This is a genomic window from Mediterraneibacter sp. 210702-DFI.3.120 (genome assembly GCF_020561005.1).
GTDB lineage: Bacteria > Bacillota > Clostridia > Lachnospirales > Lachnospiraceae > Mediterraneibacter > Mediterraneibacter faecis.
Genome location: NZ_JAJCNG010000019.1, coordinates 41,216 through 61,661, shown reverse-complemented (window position 1 = coordinate 61,661; position 20,446 = coordinate 41,216). Strand labels below are relative to the sequence as shown.

The following is a 20,446-nucleotide window of genomic DNA, read 5'->3' as shown; positions in this document are numbered from 1 at the left end:
AGATTTTAGTCATGTGAAATTCACATAAAAATCTAGATAAATAATTAGGAAGGAATGACTTGATTATATTACATATAAGTAATATAATTAACAAATCAGAATATTTATATGAATAAGAAACAGGTATTAGCGGAATTGATTAAAAATTTGGAAGAATGTTCGGAAAGGGGATATGTTTTTCATCCTAAGTTTATGTATGAGTTTCAAGTACTGCTTAAAAATGCTACGGGTAATGAAAAAGAAATTTTCACATTATTAGTAAAACAATTAAATTTTTTAAAGGAACTGGGAACAAATGTATGTAAAGCAGATAGTAATGAAATAATAAAGAATCAAGATAGAGATTATTATTCATTGCATTTATCGGGAAAAAATTTTAACTTTAGATTATTGATGGCATTTGACGAAAAAGATACACCTAAATTTTTAGTAGCATTCTATGAACGTGCAGGAAAGAAAAAAACAGATTATACTCAATATAAGAAGGTTTTGGACAGTAGATTTGAGGAAGTCTAGAAAAGGGAGAATTTATAGTATGGAGAAAAAAAATAAGGAAAATAGCACTTCATTAGCGGATTTATTAGCTATGTTTGATGATAATATTTCAATTGCTGATATTAATGCATCGAGATATTTGGGTAAGATTTCAGCATCTATTGTTAAGCGTAGAATGGAATTGAAAATGTCGCAGAAAGAATTTGCAGGATATCTTGGAGTTAGTCAGGGAATGGTATCAAGATGGGAAGGTGGAGATTATAATTTCTCAATTAAGGCACTTTCAGAAATTGCAGAGAAATTAGAGTTAGAATTATATATTAATTTGAAACCTCCAGTTAGGAAATCAAAGGAATGCTATATAGAGCAGAAGAAGGAATATATATTTGCTAGGGATGATGATAAAAAATTTAGTAAAAGTAATATTCTTCAATTTAATTCTAAAAGAAATCATCTAGATAATAATACAATAAAGATAATAAATAATTTTGAGTTGCAAGAAATGTAAAGAGAGGTAAATAAGATGTTACAATATGTAAACGGATTTTCATGTGCTATGGATTCTGAAAAAGATGAGTTGATAATTAAATTGTTACAACGTAGTCCTGATTTTACTGATGATAATGATGGTGTAATAATGGATGAAGTGGCAACAATTGTTATGGGAAAGGTGACAGCACAGCGTTTATTGGAAGGATTAAAAGAAATGCTAGAAGATGAGGTCGTTTAATAGTTACTATTATTAAGAAACATGACTCCAAGGCTGACCACATTGTGGTCTGACCTCATTATATTTTCATCCCTAGATATCCGTATAAACGAAGAAATAAGTAACAAAAAAGTACGAAGTAAAAGTGAATGCATATTGCTACGGGATGAGTGAAAATTAGATATGTGAGCCGATTCGGGTTGACAATTATACAGGAAAGAAGATGACTTTCTTCCATGACCTGGACGGATTGCCGCTGGAACTGCATGAGTAAAGAGGTTAGCAACAGTTAAATATGGAGGAGTTACCATTTGATTAATAAATCGGTATATCTTTAAAATGAGTCGTAAAAATACTGGAAGTTAACAATACGGTCTTTTTGGAGGTCACTATATAGTTTGTGATGGAAATAAAAGAAATGGAGCGTGAGAAAAATGAATTTATCAAAAATACATCATATTGCAATTATCGTATCTGATTACGAAGCAGCTAAGGATTTCTATGTGAACAAGCTGGGTTTCTCTGTCATCAGAGAAAACTATCGCCCGGAGCGCAAGGACTGGAAGCTGGATCTTCGTGTTAATGAACACACGGAACTGGAGATTTTCGCTGAGGCAAATCCTCCGAAGCGTGTAAACCGGCCGGAGGCCTGTGGTCTGCGTCATCTTGCGTTCTGCGTTGATAGCGTGGAGCAGACGGTGAATGAGTTGGCGGAAGTCGGTATTGAATGTGAGCCGATTCGGGTTGACGATTATACAGGAAAGAAGATGACTTTCTTCCATGACCCGGACGGACTGCCGCTGGAACTGCATGAGTAAAGAGGTAGGCAAAATGATATTCCGTAAGGCAGAAAAAGAAAGAATGAAAACAATCTACTGTAAGCAGAGAAATATGCTATATAGAGTAGCTGTTTTGAGATTGCAAAAAAATATCAGAGCATAAAAAATTCAGCTTGCAATAATAGAATTCTCCTCTCTTCTTCAGGCAATCATTCATCCCACAGAAGAGAGGAGAATTCTATGAAAGAAATGCATATCTTAGAATTGTCAAAACTTCCGCCGGAAGAGAAAAATGAGACAAGCCTGTTGCAGTGGATGCGCTTTCTTGGAGGAAAAACCAGAAAGGATTTTGAAAAAATGGCAAAGAAAAATTTTGAATTGGAAGAAGCATATGACGTGTTGGATAAATTAAGCGCAGATGAAAAGAAGAGGTTAGAATACGAGACAACTTGTCATTTATCCAGTAAGATGGTAGAATCAAAATACATTGGAGCGCGTGATATTTTTTGACAAGATGCATCTTTGCAGTTGCAGCGGTAAAATGTCGGAGAGGAGTGGATGACATGACTTTTTTAAATATTCCGAAAGGAAGATCGGATTTCGAGACAATTCGTAGAGATGGATTTTACTATATCGATAAGACAGGATTGATTGGTGAAATCCTGAAGTCATCCGGTACTCAGGTTACATTAATAACTCGTCCCCGTCGCTTTGGAAAGACATTGGGAATGAGTACACTTGAATGTTTTCTGGATATTCAAAAAGATAGCAAAGTTTTGTTCGAAGGTTTGGAAATTTTAAAACAAAGAGATATTTGCGAGGAATGGATGAATCAGTGGCCTGTGATGAGCTTGAGCCTTAAGGCGGTTGAGGGGAATGATTTTTCAACTGCGTATATGCAGCTTGTTTATGAAGTCGGAGAGCTTTTTAAGAAGCATGAATATCTCATGGAAAGCCCTGTGCTGAATGCAGAAGAAAAAAAGAAGTTTGATGACATTCGGTATGGACGAGCGGGGAAAATCGAAGTAATGCGTTCGCTTCAAATTCTCTCAGAGTTTTTGAGCAAGTATTACAATAAGAGTGTCATACTTCTTATTGACGAGTATGACGTTCCTATGGCGAGAGCAACCAGCAATGGCTATTATAAAGAAATGCTTGAAATAATGAAGGGATTTATGCAGGCATTAAAAGATAATCAGTGCATTAAACTTGCAGTTATTACAGGGTGTCTGAAAATTGCAAAGGAAAGCATTTTCACAGGTACAAACAATTTTGTCTCAAACACGATTACATCCTCTCGATTGAATGAGTACTATGGATTTGTTCAAAACGAAGTTGATAGAATTCTTGAAGATGCAGAAATCAAGGGTAAGGGAGATATTATGAAGAAGTGGTATGATGGATATCATTTCGGAGATGTCGATGTTTATTGCCCCTGGGATGTGATGTGTTATGTTGATGACCTGCAGAAGAATCCTAATGCAAAACCAGATGAATACTGGAAAGATACAAGTGATAATGCAATTATTCGTTCATTTATTGATTATGCGGGTGCAAGCATTACGAAGAAGCTTGAAACACTGATGAATGGTGGATATATTATTCAGAGAGTGGATGAGAATTTAACTTACGACTATTTACATTCTTCTGAGGAAAATCTGTGGAGCTTAATGTATTTGACGGGATATTTAACGCAGGTTAGAGATTATAAGATTGATGATGGCTGGCAAGACAACATGGTGGCATTGAAAATTCCGAATTTGGAAATCAAGCAAATTTTCGAGACAGAAGTTTCTAAGTGGTTTGAGGATAGTTCTAAAAAATGGAATAGAACGGAATTGTTTTCATCTGTATGGAATGAAGATTGCGATAAAATCACAAAAGAAGTGAGTGCATTATTAAGGCGAACTATAAGTTACCATGATTATGGGGAAGACTTTTACCATGCATTTTTAAGTGGTATTTTTGCAGGAGCCGGATATCAGGTGGATTCAAATAAAGAACATGGAGAAGGCAGAAGTGATGTTGTTGTCTGTGATACCATCAATGGTCACGTGGCTATTTTCGAGGCTAAACGTGCAAGGTCGGTAGATGAACTGGAATCCGAGTGTGAGAAAGCATTGCGGCAAATTGATGAAAGAATGTATGCAAGGGATTTTGAGGACGAGTATGACAGTGATCATATTCATTGCTATGGTATTGCATTCTATAAAAAGCGTTGCCTGGTAAAGAAAAAATAATAAGATAAACAAAAAACAGGAGTCGCTGCGTACAACACGGGTAACGCAAACCGACTCCTGTTTCATTTTTTCATTTAATCACCAATATCAGTATGTCCCTGCTCGAACTCCCATTGGAGACCGTATTTGTCAATAAAGTAGAAATACCGCACTTCACTGAGGATTTTAGCTGTCTGCTGTTTCCTTTCATCCATTTCTTTCATATCCTGATCGAAGAAATGAACCTCATCTGGATAGGTCTCGCTGATCTGGAATACCTGATAATCGTCAGTCTCATTGATCAGTCGTGTGTCCGGCATGGATTTAATATGTAAAAATGCTTCGTCGATGTTCGTGATTTTCAGTGCTACATGACGTGCGCCGCTGACATCGTTGGCAGCGAAGAAGACAGGTTCTTTTCGTCCTTCCGGTGAATGGTACTGCATGAGTTCCAGTGTCAGTTTTGTGCCCGGTACATTTACAAAAGCGATAGAGACATCGCCGTCGGCAGCTTCTTTGACAAATCCGCCGGCTTTAAAGAAACCTTCGTTTCTCCAGTGGGACAGGTAATGATCCGGTACAACGCCCAATAGTTTCTGGTAATAGTCAACCGCCTCCATCATATTATCCACGAAAATACATACATGGGATAATCCGGCGAATTTTGGCATAGCAGCCTGTACATTTGAGTTCATCATTTAAATCAGATCCTTTCTTCATAAATTTGGGTCACGATGAGTAACGATCCCAAGAATGTTTTATTATGTGTAAGTATAAAAGAAAAATGCAGAAAAAACGTGTTCCTTTCGTGAAACCATGTTTTTTCTGCGTGAAATAGTGATCTGATTTTCTGCAAAGATCAGCAGTTAAGGATGACGCATGCTGTCAGAATACCGTCTTCCATCTGATAACGGATATTTCCATCGTATTTATCAATAGCCATCAGGATACTTTCTATCCCGGTTCCTTTTGGCTTGATGATATCATTTTCGATCACAAGGTCCGTTTTACAAGGGTTACTGCACACAATCACAAGTTTCTCCTTTTTCATACGGAGATTTACTGTGATCTCATCCCGGGAACCGCATTCGATACATCCGTTTACTGCATTTTCCAGAAGATTTGAAAGGATCGCAACAAAATCCATATCTGCAATTGTTATATGCTCCGGTGTGTCGGCAGTTATAGAGATCGGAATTCCTTCTTTCTGTGCTTGATTATAAAAGTTGTTTAAAATGGCGTTGGCTGTAATATGTGGGCAAAAATCAATCGGACTTGCCGCATCCAGGCTTTGGATAAATTCTTCTATATAATGTATCGCTTCTTGTGGCTTCTGTTGTTTCAGAAGCAGGTCAATATTTTGCATGTGATGTCGAAAATCATGACGCATGGCTTTGGCGGTTGATGCATGTTCTTTGGCCATGGCAAGCTGTCCTTGCAGGTATTGTACATTTTGAGTGATCAGTTCCATCTTCACTTCGGCATTCATGTGTTGGATCGTGCCAAATACAATCCACAGTACTGCACAATAAATCATCATGGTTGTGATAAACAGGCTCATCTGTTCGACGGTATGACCATCACGCATGAGGAAGTTGATAAGCGTTGCAAACACGGTTAAAAACAGAAAGGACACGAGGGAAATAGAGTACCAGGTCCGTTTTCTGTCTCCGGGCACTGTACGCATATAAGGACGCGCAAACCACAGATACAGCAGGATTGCAGGAATATTCAACAGTATTCGTACCAAGCTTCGTATATACATCTGTTTTACAATGGATAAATTCGGAAATAATCCATCACAGATTAAAATAGAAAGGCAAATGATGATGCAGAACAAATTTGCATAAGTAACGATCAAAAATATTTTTTTGCTGAAACTATCAGATGAAGTATATAGGAAAAGTAGAATTGCTGGCAGGATGGTTCCGACAAATGAAAATGGAATCACATACGGAGAGTCTTTGCCAAGCAGGGAATATGCAAGTATGGCCCATATAGTGAAGAATATAGCGTAAAGTCCATAGAGCAGAACCGTTTTTTTGATCGGATATTTTCGTTCTGTCATAGAAGCAAACCAGATGATATGTGCTACAACAGTGAGTATTGAGGTAACAGCCAGATGATTCATTGTATCATTACATCTCCTTCAGAGTGATCGAACTGCTGCTGAGTTCGGAATTGATAATTTGAGTATACCGTATCGTCAAGGGGATGTCCACTTTATTATTTTTCTAAAAATGATTGGAAGAGTCAGATTTATAGTGTATGATAAGAATGCAGGGTTAAGCTGTCAGAATTTACAACAGGAGGTTTACATCATGGAAAAAGCAAGGGTGTATTATACTGATTTCCGGGCGAAGCTTGGCGAAGGTCTTCCAACGAAGCTGAAACGTCTGATGAAGAAAGCAGGAATCAGTGAGATTGACATGGAGAATAAATTTGTGGCGATTAAGATGCATTTTGGAGAGATGGGGAATATCAGTTATCTCCGTCCGAATTATGCCAAGGCGGTTGTTGATGTCGTGAAGGAGCTTGGAGGAAAGCCATTTCTCACAGATTGTAATACACTATATCCGGGCAGTAGAAAGAACGCACTGGAGCATCTTTACTGTGCATGGGAGAATGGATTTACACCGTTGAGTGTCGGATGTCCGGTGATTATCGGAGATGGCCTGAAGGGAACGGATGATATTGAAGTTCCGGTACAGGGAGGAGAGTACATAGAGAAAGCGAAGATCGGACGTGCCGTGATGGATGCGGATGTATTTATCAGTCTGACGCATTTTAAAGGGCATGAGACGACAGGTTTCGGTGGTACGATCAAGAATATCGGAATGGGATGTGGTTCCAGAGCCGGTAAGAAGGATCAGCATTCTGTTGGTAAGCCGACGATCGATCAGGAAGCCTGCAGAGGATGTAAGAGCTGTCTGAGAGAGTGTGCGAATGACGGCCTGATTTATGATGCTGATGCAAGAAAGATGTCGATTGATCTTGAACATTGTGTTGGATGTGGAAGATGTATCGGGGCATGTAACTTTGATGCAATTTCGTTTATGGACAGTGCGGCAACCAAGGTATTGAACTGCAAGATGGCAGAGTATACAAAGGCGGTTGTGGATGGAAGACCGAACTTCCATATTTCACTGATCGTTGATGTATCACCGAACTGTGACTGTCATTCGGAGAATGATGTACCGATCCTTCCGAATATCGGTATGTTTGCCTCTTTTGATCCGCTGGCACTGGATCAGGCATGTGCAGATGTCTGTCTTAGCGCGACACCGTTGCCGCACAGCCAGCTTGCAGATCGTATGGAAGAAGAGAATTTCTGCGATCATCATGATCATTTTGAGAATACAACACCGAATTCAGAGTACAAGACTTGTCTGGCACATGCAGAGAAGATTGGTCTTGGAACAAGAGAGTATGAATTGATCTATATGAAATAAATGTCAGATAAAAGAAGTATTGTAGTAAATGGTTACTGTTCACTCCCGTGTCAATCACTTCGCTGATTGACACGGAGGATGTGTGTTTTGACTTGAATGCATCTCGCCCCATCGCCAAAGGCGATTTAAAATGGCGAGATGCGTTGCTGGTCGCACATCGTGTGAACAGTAACAGCAAATAAGCTTTACAATAAAAATGTTTTAGGAGGAATTGAAGATGAGTGAATTAAGAGTTGAGAGAAAAGAAAACATGGCTGGTGGAAAGGGACACGTTATCATCAAGCACATTCTGGAAGATAAGGAACTGAACGGAAAGTGCAAGATGTATGCAGAAGTCACACTGGAACCGGGATGTTCTCTTGGATATCATGAGCATCACAACGAGAGTGAGACATATTATATTCTTCGTGGGGAAGGAAATTATGATGACAATGGACGTATCCGCCCGGTGAAAGCAGGAAATGTGACATTTACACCGGATGGAATGGGACACGGACTGACGAATACAGGGGATACAGATCTTGTGTTTATGGCACTGATCATTTTGGATTAATGCATCGTATTTTTTGAGACTGGCCCATAAATTTTAAAAGTGCATCCGGCAATGATTTCGTAATTGATTTCATTGCCGGGTGCACTTTTTGTAAAGGGAATATTGTATTCTAATTGGAACTTTTGTATTTTCTGATCAGGCAGGAGATGACTCCGGCTGCACACAGTCCAAACAATACATTGTGGAGGGAACCGTATACATCAAGAGCTCCTTTCACTCCGTAGATCACTTCCGGTGAATCAGGGAGCAGCGGGCTGAAGAGGAATGCGGCATAGGAAATCGCAAATACAAGGATAAAAGACCACAGGCCTCTTCCGGTATCTTCTCTCCAGCTGGAGACTCCGTCACGTACGCGGACGCGTGTCATCGACCAGAGAAGGGAGATGAATTCGAAGAACAGGAAGAGGGCAGCTACACATAAGTAAGCGGCCAGAGTTTGAGAAATCTTCTGTGTCTGGATTGCCTCCTGGATATCTCCGTACGGTGTGCTTGCACGGTAAAAGTTGTAGAGTACAAATGCTGTTGTGGCTAGAATTAACACAATAGAAAGCTGCTGAAGCAATGTGCTTGTGAGCCTTGACAATGCCTTTCCGCCTTTTTTGATCGGTGCGGCAAGTTTTACTCCGCCACCAGAACGTTTCCTGCCGGAGGAGCGTCTGTCGTAGTCACGATCATTATATGGATTATTATATGAATCATTATAAGGATTGTTGCGATTTGATCTTCTGTTGGAAGTGTTATAATCGTCTTCATAATAATCATCCTCATAATCTGCATCATCATCTTCATAATCATCGTCATATTCAGGAAGTACTTCTTCGAACTGGCTGTCATCGGAATCGTTAAAGTTATCTCGGTAATCGTCTGCGTTCATAACGATCGTCTCCGTGTTAGAATCAGGTCTGTTTATTTGTTTTGTATCTTCAGAAGTATGAAAATTGATTTCCGGATCTTCTTCATATGTAACTTCAAAATCATCATCGAAAATGTCTGAGAAATCATTCTTCGGGCTCATATCATTTACCTCACTTTCAATTTGAAACCATGTCATTGCATGTATCTCACTATGTTATAACGTTTTCCGTGTTTTCTCAACCCTTTCAAATATGAATTTAAAAATTTTTAAGATTTTCAGTGTCTGAAATATCTGTTATACTGGAAGGGCGATGTGATTGATAAAAATGCAGAAAAACAGAAAGCAGGGAAAAGAATGAACTTAATTAATATAGAACATATTTCTAAAATATATGGGGAGAAAGTGATTTTTGATGATGCATCGTTTGGTGTTCAGCAGGGGGATAAGATCGGGATTGTTGGGATTAACGGAACCGGAAAGTCAACTCTTTTGAAGGTGGTTGCGGGAGAGGAAATACCGGATGAGGGGCAGGTTGTTCGTCAGAATGGTCTGAAGATTGCTTTTGTTCCGCAGAATCCGACATTTCCGGAGGGGATGGATATCCGTTCCTACGCACTTCAGGATGCAGATGCGGAGAGCTGGCAGGTGGAAAGTAATCTGACGGAGCTTGGGATCACGCAGTGGGATCAGAAGATTGACACTTTATCCGGGGGACAGAGGAGACGCGTAGTTCTTGCGAAGATACTTGCAGGAGACTTTGACGTACTTCTTCTGGACGAGCCGACGAATCATCTGGATCAGGAGATGATTTCCTGGCTGGAAGATTATCTGAGATCTTACCGTGGAACTGTTCTTATGGTAACACATGACCGCTATTTCCTTGATCGTGTGACGAACCGTATCCTGGAGCTGAGTCATGGAAAGATGTATGGATATGATGCGGATTATTCCGGATTCCTTGAATTGAAGGCGCAGAGGGAAGAGATGGAGCTTGCAAGTCAGAGAAAGCGTCAGAGTATTCTTCGGATGGAACTGGAATGGGCGAAGCGTGGATGCCGTGCGAGAACGACAAAGCAGAAGGCAAGACTGGAACGTCTGGAAGCGTTGAAAGCAGGAAAAGCACCTGTGACGGATCAGACGGTGGAGCTTGATTCTGTAGAGACAAGAATGGGCAAGAAGACGATTGAACTTCATCATGTCAGCAAGCGTTTTGGGGAGAAGAAGATTCTGGATGATTTCAGTTATATTGTGCTTCGCAATCAGCGGCTTGGAATTATCGGACCGAACGGCTGTGGGAAATCAACAATTCTTAAGATGATCGCAGGTGTACTCAAGCCGGATGCAGGGGAGATTGAGATCGGCGAGACGATCAAGATCGGATATTTTGCACAGGAAGAACAGCATATGGATGATTCCCAGCGTGTGATCGATTACGTGAAGGATATTGCGGAGTATGTGACGACAAAGGACGGACAGATCAGTGCGAGCCAATTGTTGGAGAGGTTCTTATTTACACCGGATATGCAGTATGCACCGATCGGTAAGCTTTCCGGAGGGGAGAAGAGAAGGCTTTATCTTCTTGGTGTTCTTGCGGAGAATGCGAATGTCCTGTTGTTTGACGAGGCCGGAAATAATCTGGATATCCCGACACTTACGATCCTTGAGGACTATTTGAATTCATTTACAGGAATCGTGATCACCGTATCACATGACAGATATTTTTTGGACAATGTAGTTGATCGTATCTTTGAACTGGATGGAAACGGCGGGATCCGACAGTTTGAGGGAGGATACACGGATTACGTAGAGGCGAAGAAACGCAGATTCGGAGAGGAAAGCAAAGATATCACAGGAAAGTCTGAACTTAAGCCGGCAGAGAAGTCCACAGAAGAGGAGACGCAGAAGAAAGGAAAGAACTGGAAGGACGGACAGCGCCAGAAGGTGAAGTTTTCTTTCAAGGAGCAGCGTGAATATGAGACAATAGATGAGGAGATTGCAAAGCTGGAAGAAAAAATTGCGTCTCTTGATCGTCAGATTGCCGCAAATGCAACGAATTCAGTGAAACTGCGTGAGCTGATGGAAGAGCAGGAGAAAGTAAGAGAGCAGCTCGAAGAGAAGGAAGAGCGTTGGATGTATTTGAATGAACTGGCAGAGGAATTTGGTCTGTAATGAAAAATCTCAAAAAAGAGGGTTGACAAAGCCGGTTCTAGTTGTTAATATTAAGTAAGTAAAAAACAGAACGCACTCTGTTTTATACAAATCATGGAAGGAGCGAACCAGTCATCTTAGTCAGTCATAATATTTTCGCTTCCTGAAGTGAGAAAGAGAGGATACATATGAGAAGTCAGGTATTTTCACTGCTCGTAGATAACAATTCAGGTGTTTTGAGCAGAATTTCAGGACTCTTCAGCCGTCGTGGATACAGCATTGACAGTATTACGGCAGGTATGACAGCAGATCCTAGATTTACAAGGATTACAATTGTTTCATCCGGTGATGAGCAGATCCTATCACAGATTGAGAAGCAACTTCGTAAGTTGGAGGATGTTGTGGATATCAAGGCTTTGAAAGCAGAAGAATCCGTTTGCAGAGAGTTGATCATGGTGAAGCTTCGTGCGAATGCCGCACAGCGTGGGGAGATCATCTCAGTTGCAGATATTTTCAGAGCGAAGATCGTAGATGTGGAAGAAGATTGTCTGATCATTGAATTGACAGGTACACAGAATAAGTTGGAAGCTTTCTTGAATCTTCTGAAGGATTACGAGATACTCGAACTGGCAAGAACCGGAATTACCGGACTTTCCAGAGGCAGCAAGGATGTTGCATTTTTCTGATTCATTAAGAGTCAGAGAACCGCGGAAAAACCGGCGGAACAGATAAAGCTAGTAAAGGACAAGACCTTTCACTATATAGGATACCCCCGCAGAGATCGGGAGCATTCTACTCTATATTTTAAATTCATTTAGGAGGAATGCAAAATGGCAGCAAAAATTTATTATCAGGAAGATTGTAACCTTTCTCTTCTCGAAGGACAGAAGATCGCTATCATTGGATACGGAAGCCAGGGACATGCACATGCATTGAACTTAAGAGAGTCAGGATGTGATGTTATCATCGGTCTGTACGAGGGAAGCCGTTCTTGGAAGAAAGCAGAAGAGCAGGGATTCAAAGTATATACAGCAGCTGAAGCTGCAAAGCAGGCTGACATCATCATGATTTTGATCAACGATGAGAAACAGGCTAAACTTTACAAAGAAGACATCGAGCCAAACCTTGAAGAGGGTAACATGCTTATGTTCGCTCACGGATTCAACATCCATTTCGGAACAATCGTACCGCCGAAGAATGTTGATGTTACAATGATCGCACCTAAGGCACCAGGACATACAGTAAGAAGCGAGTATCAGGCTGGAAAAGGAACACCTTGTCTGGTAGCTGTAGAGCAGGATTACACAGGAAAGGCTCTTGACAGAGCACTTGCTTATGGTCTTGGAATCGGTGGAGCAAGAGCCGGAGTTCTTGAGACAACATTCAGAACAGAGACAGAGACAGACCTCTTCGGAGAGCAGGCTGTACTTTGTGGTGGTGTTTGCGCACTTATGCAGGCTGGATTCGAGACTCTTTGTGAGGCTGGATATGATCCGAGAAATGCATACTTTGAGTGTATCCATGAGATGAAGCTGATCGTTGACCTGATTTACCAGTCAGGATTCGCTGGAATGAGATATTCTATCTCTAACACAGCTGAGTACGGTGATTATATCACAGGACCTAAGATCGTTACAGCTGAGACAAAGAAAGCTATGAAGAAAATTCTTTCTGATATCCAGGATGGTACATTTGCAAAAGACTTCCTGCTTGATATGTCTGATGCAGGTGGACAGGTTCACTTCAAGGCTATGAGAAAACTTGCTGCTGAGCACCAGTCAGAGAAGGTTGGAGCTGAGATCAGAAAGCTTTACAGCTGGAGTGATGAGGACAAACTGATCAACAACTAATCAGTTGTCTGAGATTATAGAATAAGATAATAGAAGACCGGTACTTTCAGGTTAAGACTTGGAAGTGCCGGTCTTTTTGACTGAGGCGTCGTGCAGCAGCCAGGCATCTCTAAAATGCTACGCATTTTATCGATGTGGCGTATCCGCCACATAGTTCTAAGAATACAGAATCTCGCTCATGCGAGCATGGCTCGTATCTGTATCTTTAGAACTGCCTGGCTCTGAACGTATAACAAAAGTCGCATCTGCCATGACGGTAGCAGATGCGACTGAAAATTCTATTCTCTATTTATAATTAAGCGATAGAGTCAACAGCTTTGGAAAGACGAGCGATTTTTCTGGAAACTGTTTTCTTGTGATAAACACCCTTGCTTCCAGCTTTGGAAATCTCAACGATTGCTGTGTGAAGAGCAGCCTTAGCAGCCTCTACATTCTTCTCAGCTACAGCTGTCTCTACTTTCTTTACAGCTGTTTTAACCTTAGATTTGATTGCTTTGTTTCTAGCAGCTTTTGTCTCTGTTACTAAAATTCTTTTCTTTGCAGATTTAATATTAGCCAATGTGTGCACCTCCAAAATATTCTATCATATGATTTTCAAATGTGATTCATGTGTTCAATAGACTCGGACACGGACGTTCTATCGAAACATACTCATTTATTCTAGTCCAACAAACGTGTTCTGTCAATACATATTTTACAAAAAAATGCTAAAAATAGGCTGTAATAAAACGAATCGTGGTTACAGTATACAAGAATCTTTAACCTGACACGGAGAAAAGGGAGGCTATGATGAAAAATTACAGTGTGCGTACGGATCTTGCACTTGAGGAGAAGGAACGTTTTGCATCTGACAATGTAGAAGTGCAGGGAGTTGTTCTGGAGGAAGAGTATGACGAGGAGAATGAGATCCGGCTGACCCGTGTGGTGATCGAGACGGAGAATGGAGCGAAGATCATGGGAAAACCGACAGGCATTTATCTGACACTGGAATCTCCGGATCTGGCATTGGAGGTGGAAGAAAATAGCAGGGTATTACAGGAACGGATCTGTGATTGCATCCGGGAATTGATTTTTCATAAAATTTCCTGTAAAGATGGAAAAGAATTAAAGATTCTTTTTGTCGGGCTCGGTAACAGAGCGGTGACACCGGATGCGCTTGGCCCTTATGTTGCAGATCATCTGGAGGTAAACCGGCATATAGTAAAAGAATACGGAAAATATGCGATGCGCACGGAGCAATTGATTGTTCTTAGTGCAATTGTTCCCGGCGTGATGGGACAGACGGGGATGGAAACGGCGGAGATTGTCCGTGGAATTGTCCATGAGACGAAGCCGGATCTGATCCTTGCAGTGGATGCACTTGCTGCGCGAAACAGCAGACGATTGAACCGGACAATCCAGATTGCCGATACAGGAATTCATCCGGGTTCCGGTGTTGGAAATTACAGGAATGCAATGACGGAAGAATCTCTGGGGATTCCTGTGATTGGAATCGGAGTGCCTACGGTTGTTGATGCGGCAACGATCGTCAATGATACGATGGAAAATTTCATCACTGCACTGGAGCAGTCGCAGGCATTAAGGAGTACAGGAGAGATTTTGCGCTCTTATAGTGCGGCGGAAAAATATGAGTTTGTAAAAGAATTGATCTCCCCACATTTAAATGGAATGTTTGTGACACCAAAGGATGTGGATGAAATGGTCCATCAGATCAGTCATACGATAGCAGCGTCCTTGAATCTTCTTTTTTCTGATATAAATGCAGGAGAAAGTGAATAGAATGATAGAAATGAGCGGAAGGATTCTGCAATGCGTGTGTATAAGAAAAAAACAATCCGACGTATGAAATGGTATGGGGTGCTTCTGGTTCTGTCAGGTATTCCGTTAGGAATTGGTATGGGCCGGTCATTGGAAGAGGGGAGAACATTTTTATTAGAAGAAAGTCAGACTTATGCGCAGAAATTGTACCTTCCGCTTTTTTCTTATCAGAAAGAACAGGGAACAGAAAGGGAAGAGATCTTCTGGCTCCCACTTCATGTGTGGATGCCGTTGGCAGGATATCTGGAAGATCAGACAGAAAAAAGAGGAAAGGAAGAACCGGAGGAAGTATTGGAAGATGAGGAAACGATAGCATGGATTCTTCAGTGTCAGGCAAATGATGAACATGCGGTAGATGAAGAGGGAAAACTGGTCGGAGCAGAGCCGGCAACTCAAGAAAGTGCTGTAGAACAGCCGGTTCCGGGAATGGATCTTTCTATTGAGCGGCTGCGTGATTTTGAATATCTGACAAGCAATCTTTATACAATAGACAGTTCTACAATGATCGGACCGGAGCAGCTTAATGTGGATGATCTTTTAAACCGGAGTATGAAGATAGATCAAAGTACAGGAGGTCCGAAAATTTTGATCTTTCATACGCATTCACAGGAAGAATTTGCCGACTCCATACCGGGTGATCCATCTACAAGCATCGTTGGGATTGGGGAATATCTGACGCAGTTATTAAATGCGGATGGGATTGAGACGCTTCATGACAGCGGAGTGTATGATATTATTAATGGGAAACTTGACCGCAGCAGGGCATATGAGAATGCAGAAAGTGCAGTACGGCCGGTTCTGGAAGCGAATCCGACGATTGAAGTTGCAATCGATCTTCACAGAGACGGTGTAAATGAGGACACACATCTGGTAACGGAAGTGAATGGAAAACCGACTGCGAAGATCATGTATTTTAATGGATTGAGCAGAACACGGACAAATGGCGATATTGCCTATCTGTATAATCCATATATCCAGGATAATCTGGCGTTCTCCTTGCAGATGCAGATTGCATCGGAACAGTATTACCCGGGATTTGCAAGGCATATTTATCTGAAAGCTTACCGTTATAATCTTCATCTGCTGCCAAAGTCTCTGTTGATCGAAGCAGGGGCGCAGACAAATACGGTGGAAGAGATGAAGAATGCAATGGAGGTGCTGGAACGGACATTAAAGCGGGTAGTTACAGAATAAACGGTTGTCGGACAGTTACAGTCCTCTCCTGTCAGAAGAAGGTTGACAGAACATATGAGCGAAAAAGAAGTTGAAAATCAGATGGTTAAATGATATCATACTTGTTGATTGACTGTATAGAACAGTTTGAGTTCGAGAAAGAAGGAGAAAGAGTAATGGCGGGAAATAATACATACGATGCAGGGAGTATCGCGGTATTGGAAGGTCTTGAGGCAGTACGGAAACGCCCAGGAATGTACATAGGAAGTGTTTCTACAAAAGGACTGAATCATCTGATCTATGAGATCGTGGACAATGCAGTAGATGAGCACCTGGCAGGATTCTGCAGTGAGATCCAGGTGACATTGGAAAAAGACGGATCTGCAACCGTTTCAGATAACGGTCGTGGAGTTCCGGTTGATATGCATCAGAAGGGTGTATCTGCGGCTCGTCTGGTTTATACGACACTCCATGCAGGTGGTAAGTTTGATGATTCTGCATATAAGACAAGTGGTGGACTTCACGGAGTAGGTTCCTCTGTTGTAAATGCTCTTTCTACTTATATGGATGTGAAGATCAGCAGGGATGGATTTGTTCATCATGACCGGTACGAGAGAGGAATCCCGGTGATCGAACTGGAAGATGGACTTCTTCCTAAGATCGGAAAGACGAGAAAGACGGGAACAACGGTAAATTTTCTGCCGGATGATACGATCTTTGAGAAGACGAAGTTCAAAGCGGAAGAGGTTAAGAGCCGTCTGCATGAGACTGCGTATCTGAATCCGAATCTGACGATCGTGTTTGATGATAAGAGAGATGGAAGTGTTGAGCACATCGTTTATCATGAACCGGAAGGAATCATTGGATTTATCCAGGATCTGAACCGTAAGAAAGAAGTACTTCATGACCCGGTTTATTTTAAAGGGGAAGCAGACGGGATTGAAGTAGAGGTAACACTGCAGTATGTGAATGAGTTTCATGAGAATGTACTTGGATTCTGTAATAATATTTATAATGCAGAGGGCGGAACACATCTGACAGGATTTAAGACAACCTTTACAACTGTCATGAACCAGTATGCGAGAGAGATAGGAATCCTGAAAGAAAAGGATGCGAATTTTACCGGTGCAGATATCCGTAACGGAATGACTGCAATTGTATCCATTAAGCACCCGGATCCGAGATTTGAGGGGCAGACGAAGACAAAGTTGGATAACCCGGATGCGGCGAAAGCAGTCAGCAAGGTAACAGGAGAAGAGATCGTTCGTTTCTTTGATCGAAATCTGGATACACTTAAGACAGTTCTTTCCAGTGCGGAGAAAGCTGCGAAGATCCGCAAGACAGAAGAGAAGGCAAAGACCAATCTCCTGACAAAGCAGAAATATTCATTTGACAGTAACGGAAAGCTGGCAAACTGTGAGAGCAGAGATCCGAAGAAGTGTGAGATCTTTATCGTCGAGGGAGATTCCGCCGGCGGTTCTGCGAAGACAGCGAGAAACAGAAATTATCAGGCAATCCTTCCAATCCGTGGTAAGATCTTAAATGTTGAGAAAGCAAGTATTGATAAGGTGCTTGCCAATGCAGAGATCAAGACGATGATCAATGCATTTGGCTGCGGATTTTCTGAAGGATACGGAAATGACTTTGATATTACAAAGTTGAGATATGATAAGATCATCATCATGGCCGATGCCGATGTCGATGGTGCACATATTTCTACCTTATTGCTCACCTTATTCTATCGCTTTATGCCGGAGCTTATTTTTGAAGGACATGTGTATATTGCGATGCCGCCACTTTATAAGGCAATGCCAAAGAGTGGAGAAGAAGAGTATCTGTATGATGATAAGGCACTGGAACGTTATAGAAAGACACATACAGGTCCGTTCACACTTCAGCGTTACAAAGGTCTTGGAGAGATGGATGCGGAGCAGCTCTGGGAGACAACACTGGATCCGGAGAGACGTATGTTGAAACGAGTAGAGATTGAGGATGCCCGAATGGCTTCGAGTGTAACGGAGATGCTGATGGGAACTGAAGTACCGCCGCGTCGTAATTTTATCTATGAAAATGCGACAGAGGCAGAACTGGATATCTAAGGAGAAGAAGAATGAGTAATGAATCACAGATCATAAGGACAGAATATTCTGATCTTATGAAGAAATCTTATATTGATTATGCGATGAGTGTTATTATCGCCAGAGCACTTCCGGATGTCCGTGATGGTCTCAAGCCGGTTCAGCGTCGTACACTTTATGATATGTACGAGCTTGGTATCCGTTATGATAAGCCTTATCGTAAGAGTGCACGTATCGTCGGAGATACGATGGGTAAATATCATCCGCATGGAGACAGTTCCATCTACGATTCTCTTGTAGTAATGGCGCAGGACTTCAAGAAGGGACAGGTTCTTGTTGAAGGGCACGGTAACTTTGGATCCATTGAGGGAGACGGAGCTGCTGCGATGCGTTATACAGAGGCGCGCCTTACGAAATTCACGCAGGAAGTATGTCTGGCCGATCTGGATAAGAATGTTATTGATTTTGGTCCAAACTTTGATGAGACAGAGAAGGAACCGCTTGTGCTTCCGATGCGTGTGCCGAACCTTCTGATCAATGGTGCGGAAGGAATTGCAGTCGGTATGGCGACAAGTATCCCGACACATAATCTCTGCGAAGTGGTCGATGCGGTCAAGGCATATATGAAGAATGACAAAATCACTACAAAGCAGCTGATGAAATATATCAAAGGACCGGATTTCCCGACCGGAGGAATTGTGGTCAATAAGGATGATCTTCCGGCAATCTATGAGAGCGGACAGGGGAAGATCAAGCTGCGTGGAAAAGTGGAAGTGGAAGAATTAAAAGGCGGCAAGAAGCAGCTTGTGATCACAGAGATCCCATACACGATGATCGGAGCCGGAATCGGAAAGTTCTTAAACGATGTCTGCAATCTTGTGGAATCCAAGAAGACGACAGATATCGTTGATATTTCAAACCAGTCTTCAAAAGAAGGAATCCGTATCGTGATCGAATTGAAGCGTGGTGCGGATGTTGAGAACCTGAAGAACATGCTTTATAAGAAGACACGTCTGGAAGATACCTTTGGCGTAAATATGCTGGCGGTTGTGAATGGCAGACCGGAGACTTTAAGCCTGAAACAGATCATTGAGCATCATGTGGATTTCCAGTTTGAGCTTGCGACGAGAAAATATACAACTCTGCTTGGCAAAGAGCGGGAGAAGAGTGAAGTTCAGGAAGGTCTGATCAAAGCATGTGATGTGATCGACCTGATCATTGAGATTTTACGAGGAAGTAAATCTGTAAAAGATGCGCGTGCCTGTCTGGTAAACGGTGAGACGGAAAACATTAAGTTCAAGTCTGCGATTTCCAAAAAGATGGCGGCAATGCTCCGTTTTACAGAACGTCAGGCAACGGCAATTCTGGAGATGCGTCTTTATCGTCTGATCGGTCTGGAGATTGAAGCACTTCAGAAAGAACATGAGAAGACATTAGAAAATATTGCCCGTTATGAAGATATTTTAAATAACTATGATTCTATGGCAGGCGTGATCATGGAAGAGCTTGACAGTTATAAAAAAGAATTCGGAAGAAAGCGTCGTACCGTTGTGGAGAATGCAGAAGAAGCTGTTTTTGAAGAGAAGAAGATTGAAGAGCAGCAGGTCGTCTTTCTGATGGATCGCTTTGGTTACGCGAAGACAGTGGATACCGGAGTCTATGAGAGGAATAAAGAAGCTGCAGACAAAGAGAACAAATACATTGTGCATTGTATGAACATTGGAAAACTCTGTCTGTTTACAGATGAAGGCAAGATGCATCAGGTGAAGGTGCTTGATCTTCCACATGGAAAGTTCAGAGACAAAGGGATTCCGATTGATAATGTAAGTAATTATTCAAGCAGTGAAGAACAGATTGTTATGATCTGTGAAGAAGAGCAGATGCGTTATTCAAAATTATTGTTTGCAACAGCACAGGGAATGATCAAGCGTGTGGATGGAAGTGAGTTCCAGGTATCCAAGCGCACGATCGCGGCAACAAAGCTGCAGGAAGAAGACAGGCTTGTCGCAGTGAAGGTTGTGACGGAGTATCAGAATGTTGTCCTTCAGACGAAGAACGGATATTTCCTGAGGTTTTTATCTGCAGATGTTCCTGAGAAGAAAAAAGCAGCTGTCGGTGTCAGAGGAATTAAGCTTCAGAAGAAGGATGAATTAGAAGAAGTTTATCTTTTTGAAGAAGGAACAGAGACGAAGATTACTTATGGAGAAAAGACAGTTTCACTGAACCGCCTGAAACTGGCGAAACGGGATGGAACAGGAACCAAAAGCCGCTAGAAGTCTTGCCGGAAGCGGAGACGGTGAAGAAAGAGAAAGTTAA

At 41.7% G+C, this 20,446-nt stretch carries 19 protein-coding genes and 1 pseudogene; 16 read left to right on the top strand and 4 right to left on the bottom strand.

The annotated features are described in order from the left end of the window. The first annotated feature begins 108 nt into the window (after positions 1–108). The 7 genes and pseudogenes from LI162_RS10860 to LI162_RS10830 all read left to right on the top strand — a co-directional run bounded on the left by LI162_RS10860 (position 109) and on the right by LI162_RS10830 (position 4,223). Entirely contained in the window at positions 109–516 is a 408-nt protein-coding gene (locus tag LI162_RS10860) for a hypothetical protein (RefSeq protein ID WP_227156596.1), read from the top strand. A gap of 19 nt (positions 517–535) precedes the next feature. Next, a complete protein-coding gene (locus LI162_RS10855; protein ID WP_055157646.1) occupies positions 536–1,003 on the top strand; it encodes a helix-turn-helix domain-containing protein in 468 nt (155 codons plus the stop codon). A 15-nt stretch (positions 1,004–1,018) separates the two neighbouring features. Next, entirely contained in the window at positions 1,019–1,225 is a 207-nt protein-coding gene (locus LI162_RS10850) for a hypothetical protein (RefSeq protein WP_055157644.1), read from the top strand. Positions 1,226–1,391: 166 nt separating this feature from the next. Continuing rightward, positions 1,392–1,478 (top strand): annotated as a pseudogene (locus tag LI162_RS15930) (VOC family protein); the annotation flags it as partial. 160 nt (positions 1,479–1,638) lie between these two features. After that, complete coding sequence (gene gloA2, locus LI162_RS10840; RefSeq protein WP_055157642.1) at positions 1,639–2,022, top strand: SMU1112c/YaeR family gloxylase I-like metalloprotein; 384 nt, start codon at positions 1,639–1,641, stop codon at positions 2,020–2,022. A gap of 201 nt (positions 2,023–2,223) precedes the next feature. Continuing rightward, positions 2,224–2,493, top strand: coding sequence for a PD-(D/E)XK nuclease family transposase (locus LI162_RS10835; RefSeq protein ID WP_020436240.1), 270 nt, complete (start codon positions 2,224–2,226; stop codon positions 2,491–2,493). Between the two features lie 53 nt (positions 2,494–2,546). After that, positions 2,547–4,223, top strand: a complete 1,677-nt coding sequence (locus LI162_RS10830; protein WP_020436241.1) for an AAA family ATPase — start codon at positions 2,547–2,549, stop codon at positions 4,221–4,223. Positions 4,224–4,297: 74 nt separating this feature from the next. On the opposite strand, the gene LI162_RS10825 is transcribed toward LI162_RS10830, so the two are convergent. Further along, the gene (locus LI162_RS10825) at positions 4,298–4,900 is read right to left on the bottom strand and encodes a VOC family protein (protein WP_020436242.1); all 603 of its coding nucleotides are present in this window, start codon (positions 4,898–4,900) and stop codon (positions 4,298–4,300) included. Between the two features lie 161 nt (positions 4,901–5,061). After that, positions 5,062–6,333 carry a sensor histidine kinase gene (locus tag LI162_RS10820; protein WP_226901250.1) on the bottom strand — a complete coding sequence of 424 codons (1,272 nt, stop codon included), beginning with the start codon at positions 6,331–6,333 and terminating at the stop codon, positions 5,062–5,064. Between the two features lie 190 nt (positions 6,334–6,523). On the opposite strand from LI162_RS10820, the gene LI162_RS10815 reads away from it, so the two are divergent. Together LI162_RS10815 and LI162_RS10810 are read left to right on the top strand one after the other, a co-directional pair. Then, entirely contained in the window at positions 6,524–7,654 is a 1,131-nt protein-coding gene (locus LI162_RS10815; RefSeq protein WP_227156589.1) for a DUF362 domain-containing protein, read from the top strand. A gap of 217 nt (positions 7,655–7,871) precedes the next feature. Further along, a complete protein-coding gene (locus tag LI162_RS10810) occupies positions 7,872–8,207 on the top strand; it encodes a cupin domain-containing protein (RefSeq protein ID WP_020436245.1) in 336 nt (111 codons plus the stop codon). A 109-nt stretch (positions 8,208–8,316) separates the two neighbouring features. Here the strand turns inward: LI162_RS10810 and LI162_RS10805 are convergent, their stop codons facing one another. Then, entirely contained in the window at positions 8,317–9,222 is a 906-nt protein-coding gene (locus LI162_RS10805; RefSeq protein WP_226875823.1) for a hypothetical protein, read from the bottom strand. Between the two features lie 195 nt (positions 9,223–9,417). On the opposite strand from LI162_RS10805, the gene LI162_RS10800 reads away from it, so the two are divergent. From LI162_RS10800 to ilvC, 3 genes are all read left to right on the top strand, one after another. Then, positions 9,418–11,232, top strand: coding sequence for an ABC-F family ATP-binding cassette domain-containing protein (locus tag LI162_RS10800; RefSeq protein WP_055157675.1), 1,815 nt, complete (start codon positions 9,418–9,420; stop codon positions 11,230–11,232). A 167-nt stretch (positions 11,233–11,399) separates the two neighbouring features. Continuing rightward, positions 11,400–11,897, top strand: a complete 498-nt coding sequence (gene ilvN / locus LI162_RS10795; RefSeq protein WP_015529074.1) for an acetolactate synthase small subunit — start codon at positions 11,400–11,402, stop codon at positions 11,895–11,897. A gap of 144 nt (positions 11,898–12,041) precedes the next feature. Next, positions 12,042–13,061: a ketol-acid reductoisomerase gene (gene ilvC, locus LI162_RS10790; protein ID WP_015529076.1), complete on the top strand. Its 1,020-nt coding sequence runs from the start codon at positions 12,042–12,044 to the stop codon at positions 13,059–13,061. 295 nt (positions 13,062–13,356) lie between these two features. On the opposite strand, the gene rpsT is transcribed toward ilvC, so the two are convergent. Next, entirely contained in the window at positions 13,357–13,620 is a 264-nt protein-coding gene (gene rpsT, locus LI162_RS10785) for a 30S ribosomal protein S20 (RefSeq protein WP_020436247.1), read from the bottom strand. A 227-nt stretch (positions 13,621–13,847) separates the two neighbouring features. Here rpsT and gpr point away from each other — a divergent pair, with 227 nt between their 5' ends. From gpr to LI162_RS10765, 4 genes are all read left to right on the top strand, one after another. Beyond that, a complete protein-coding gene (gene gpr, locus LI162_RS10780) occupies positions 13,848–14,840 on the top strand; it encodes a GPR endopeptidase (RefSeq protein ID WP_227156586.1) in 993 nt (330 codons plus the stop codon). Positions 14,841–14,870: 30 nt separating this feature from the next. Beyond that, a complete protein-coding gene (locus LI162_RS10775) occupies positions 14,871–16,073 on the top strand; it encodes a stage II sporulation protein P (RefSeq protein ID WP_227156579.1) in 1,203 nt (400 codons plus the stop codon). Positions 16,074–16,228: 155 nt separating this feature from the next. Beyond that, the gene (locus LI162_RS10770; RefSeq protein WP_117824927.1) at positions 16,229–18,151 is read left to right on the top strand and encodes a DNA gyrase/topoisomerase IV subunit B; all 1,923 of its coding nucleotides are present in this window, start codon (positions 16,229–16,231) and stop codon (positions 18,149–18,151) included. Positions 18,152–18,162: 11 nt separating this feature from the next. Further along, entirely contained in the window at positions 18,163–20,403 is a 2,241-nt protein-coding gene (locus LI162_RS10765; protein WP_227156577.1) for a DNA gyrase/topoisomerase IV subunit A, read from the top strand. Positions 20,404–20,446 lie beyond the last annotated feature (43 nt).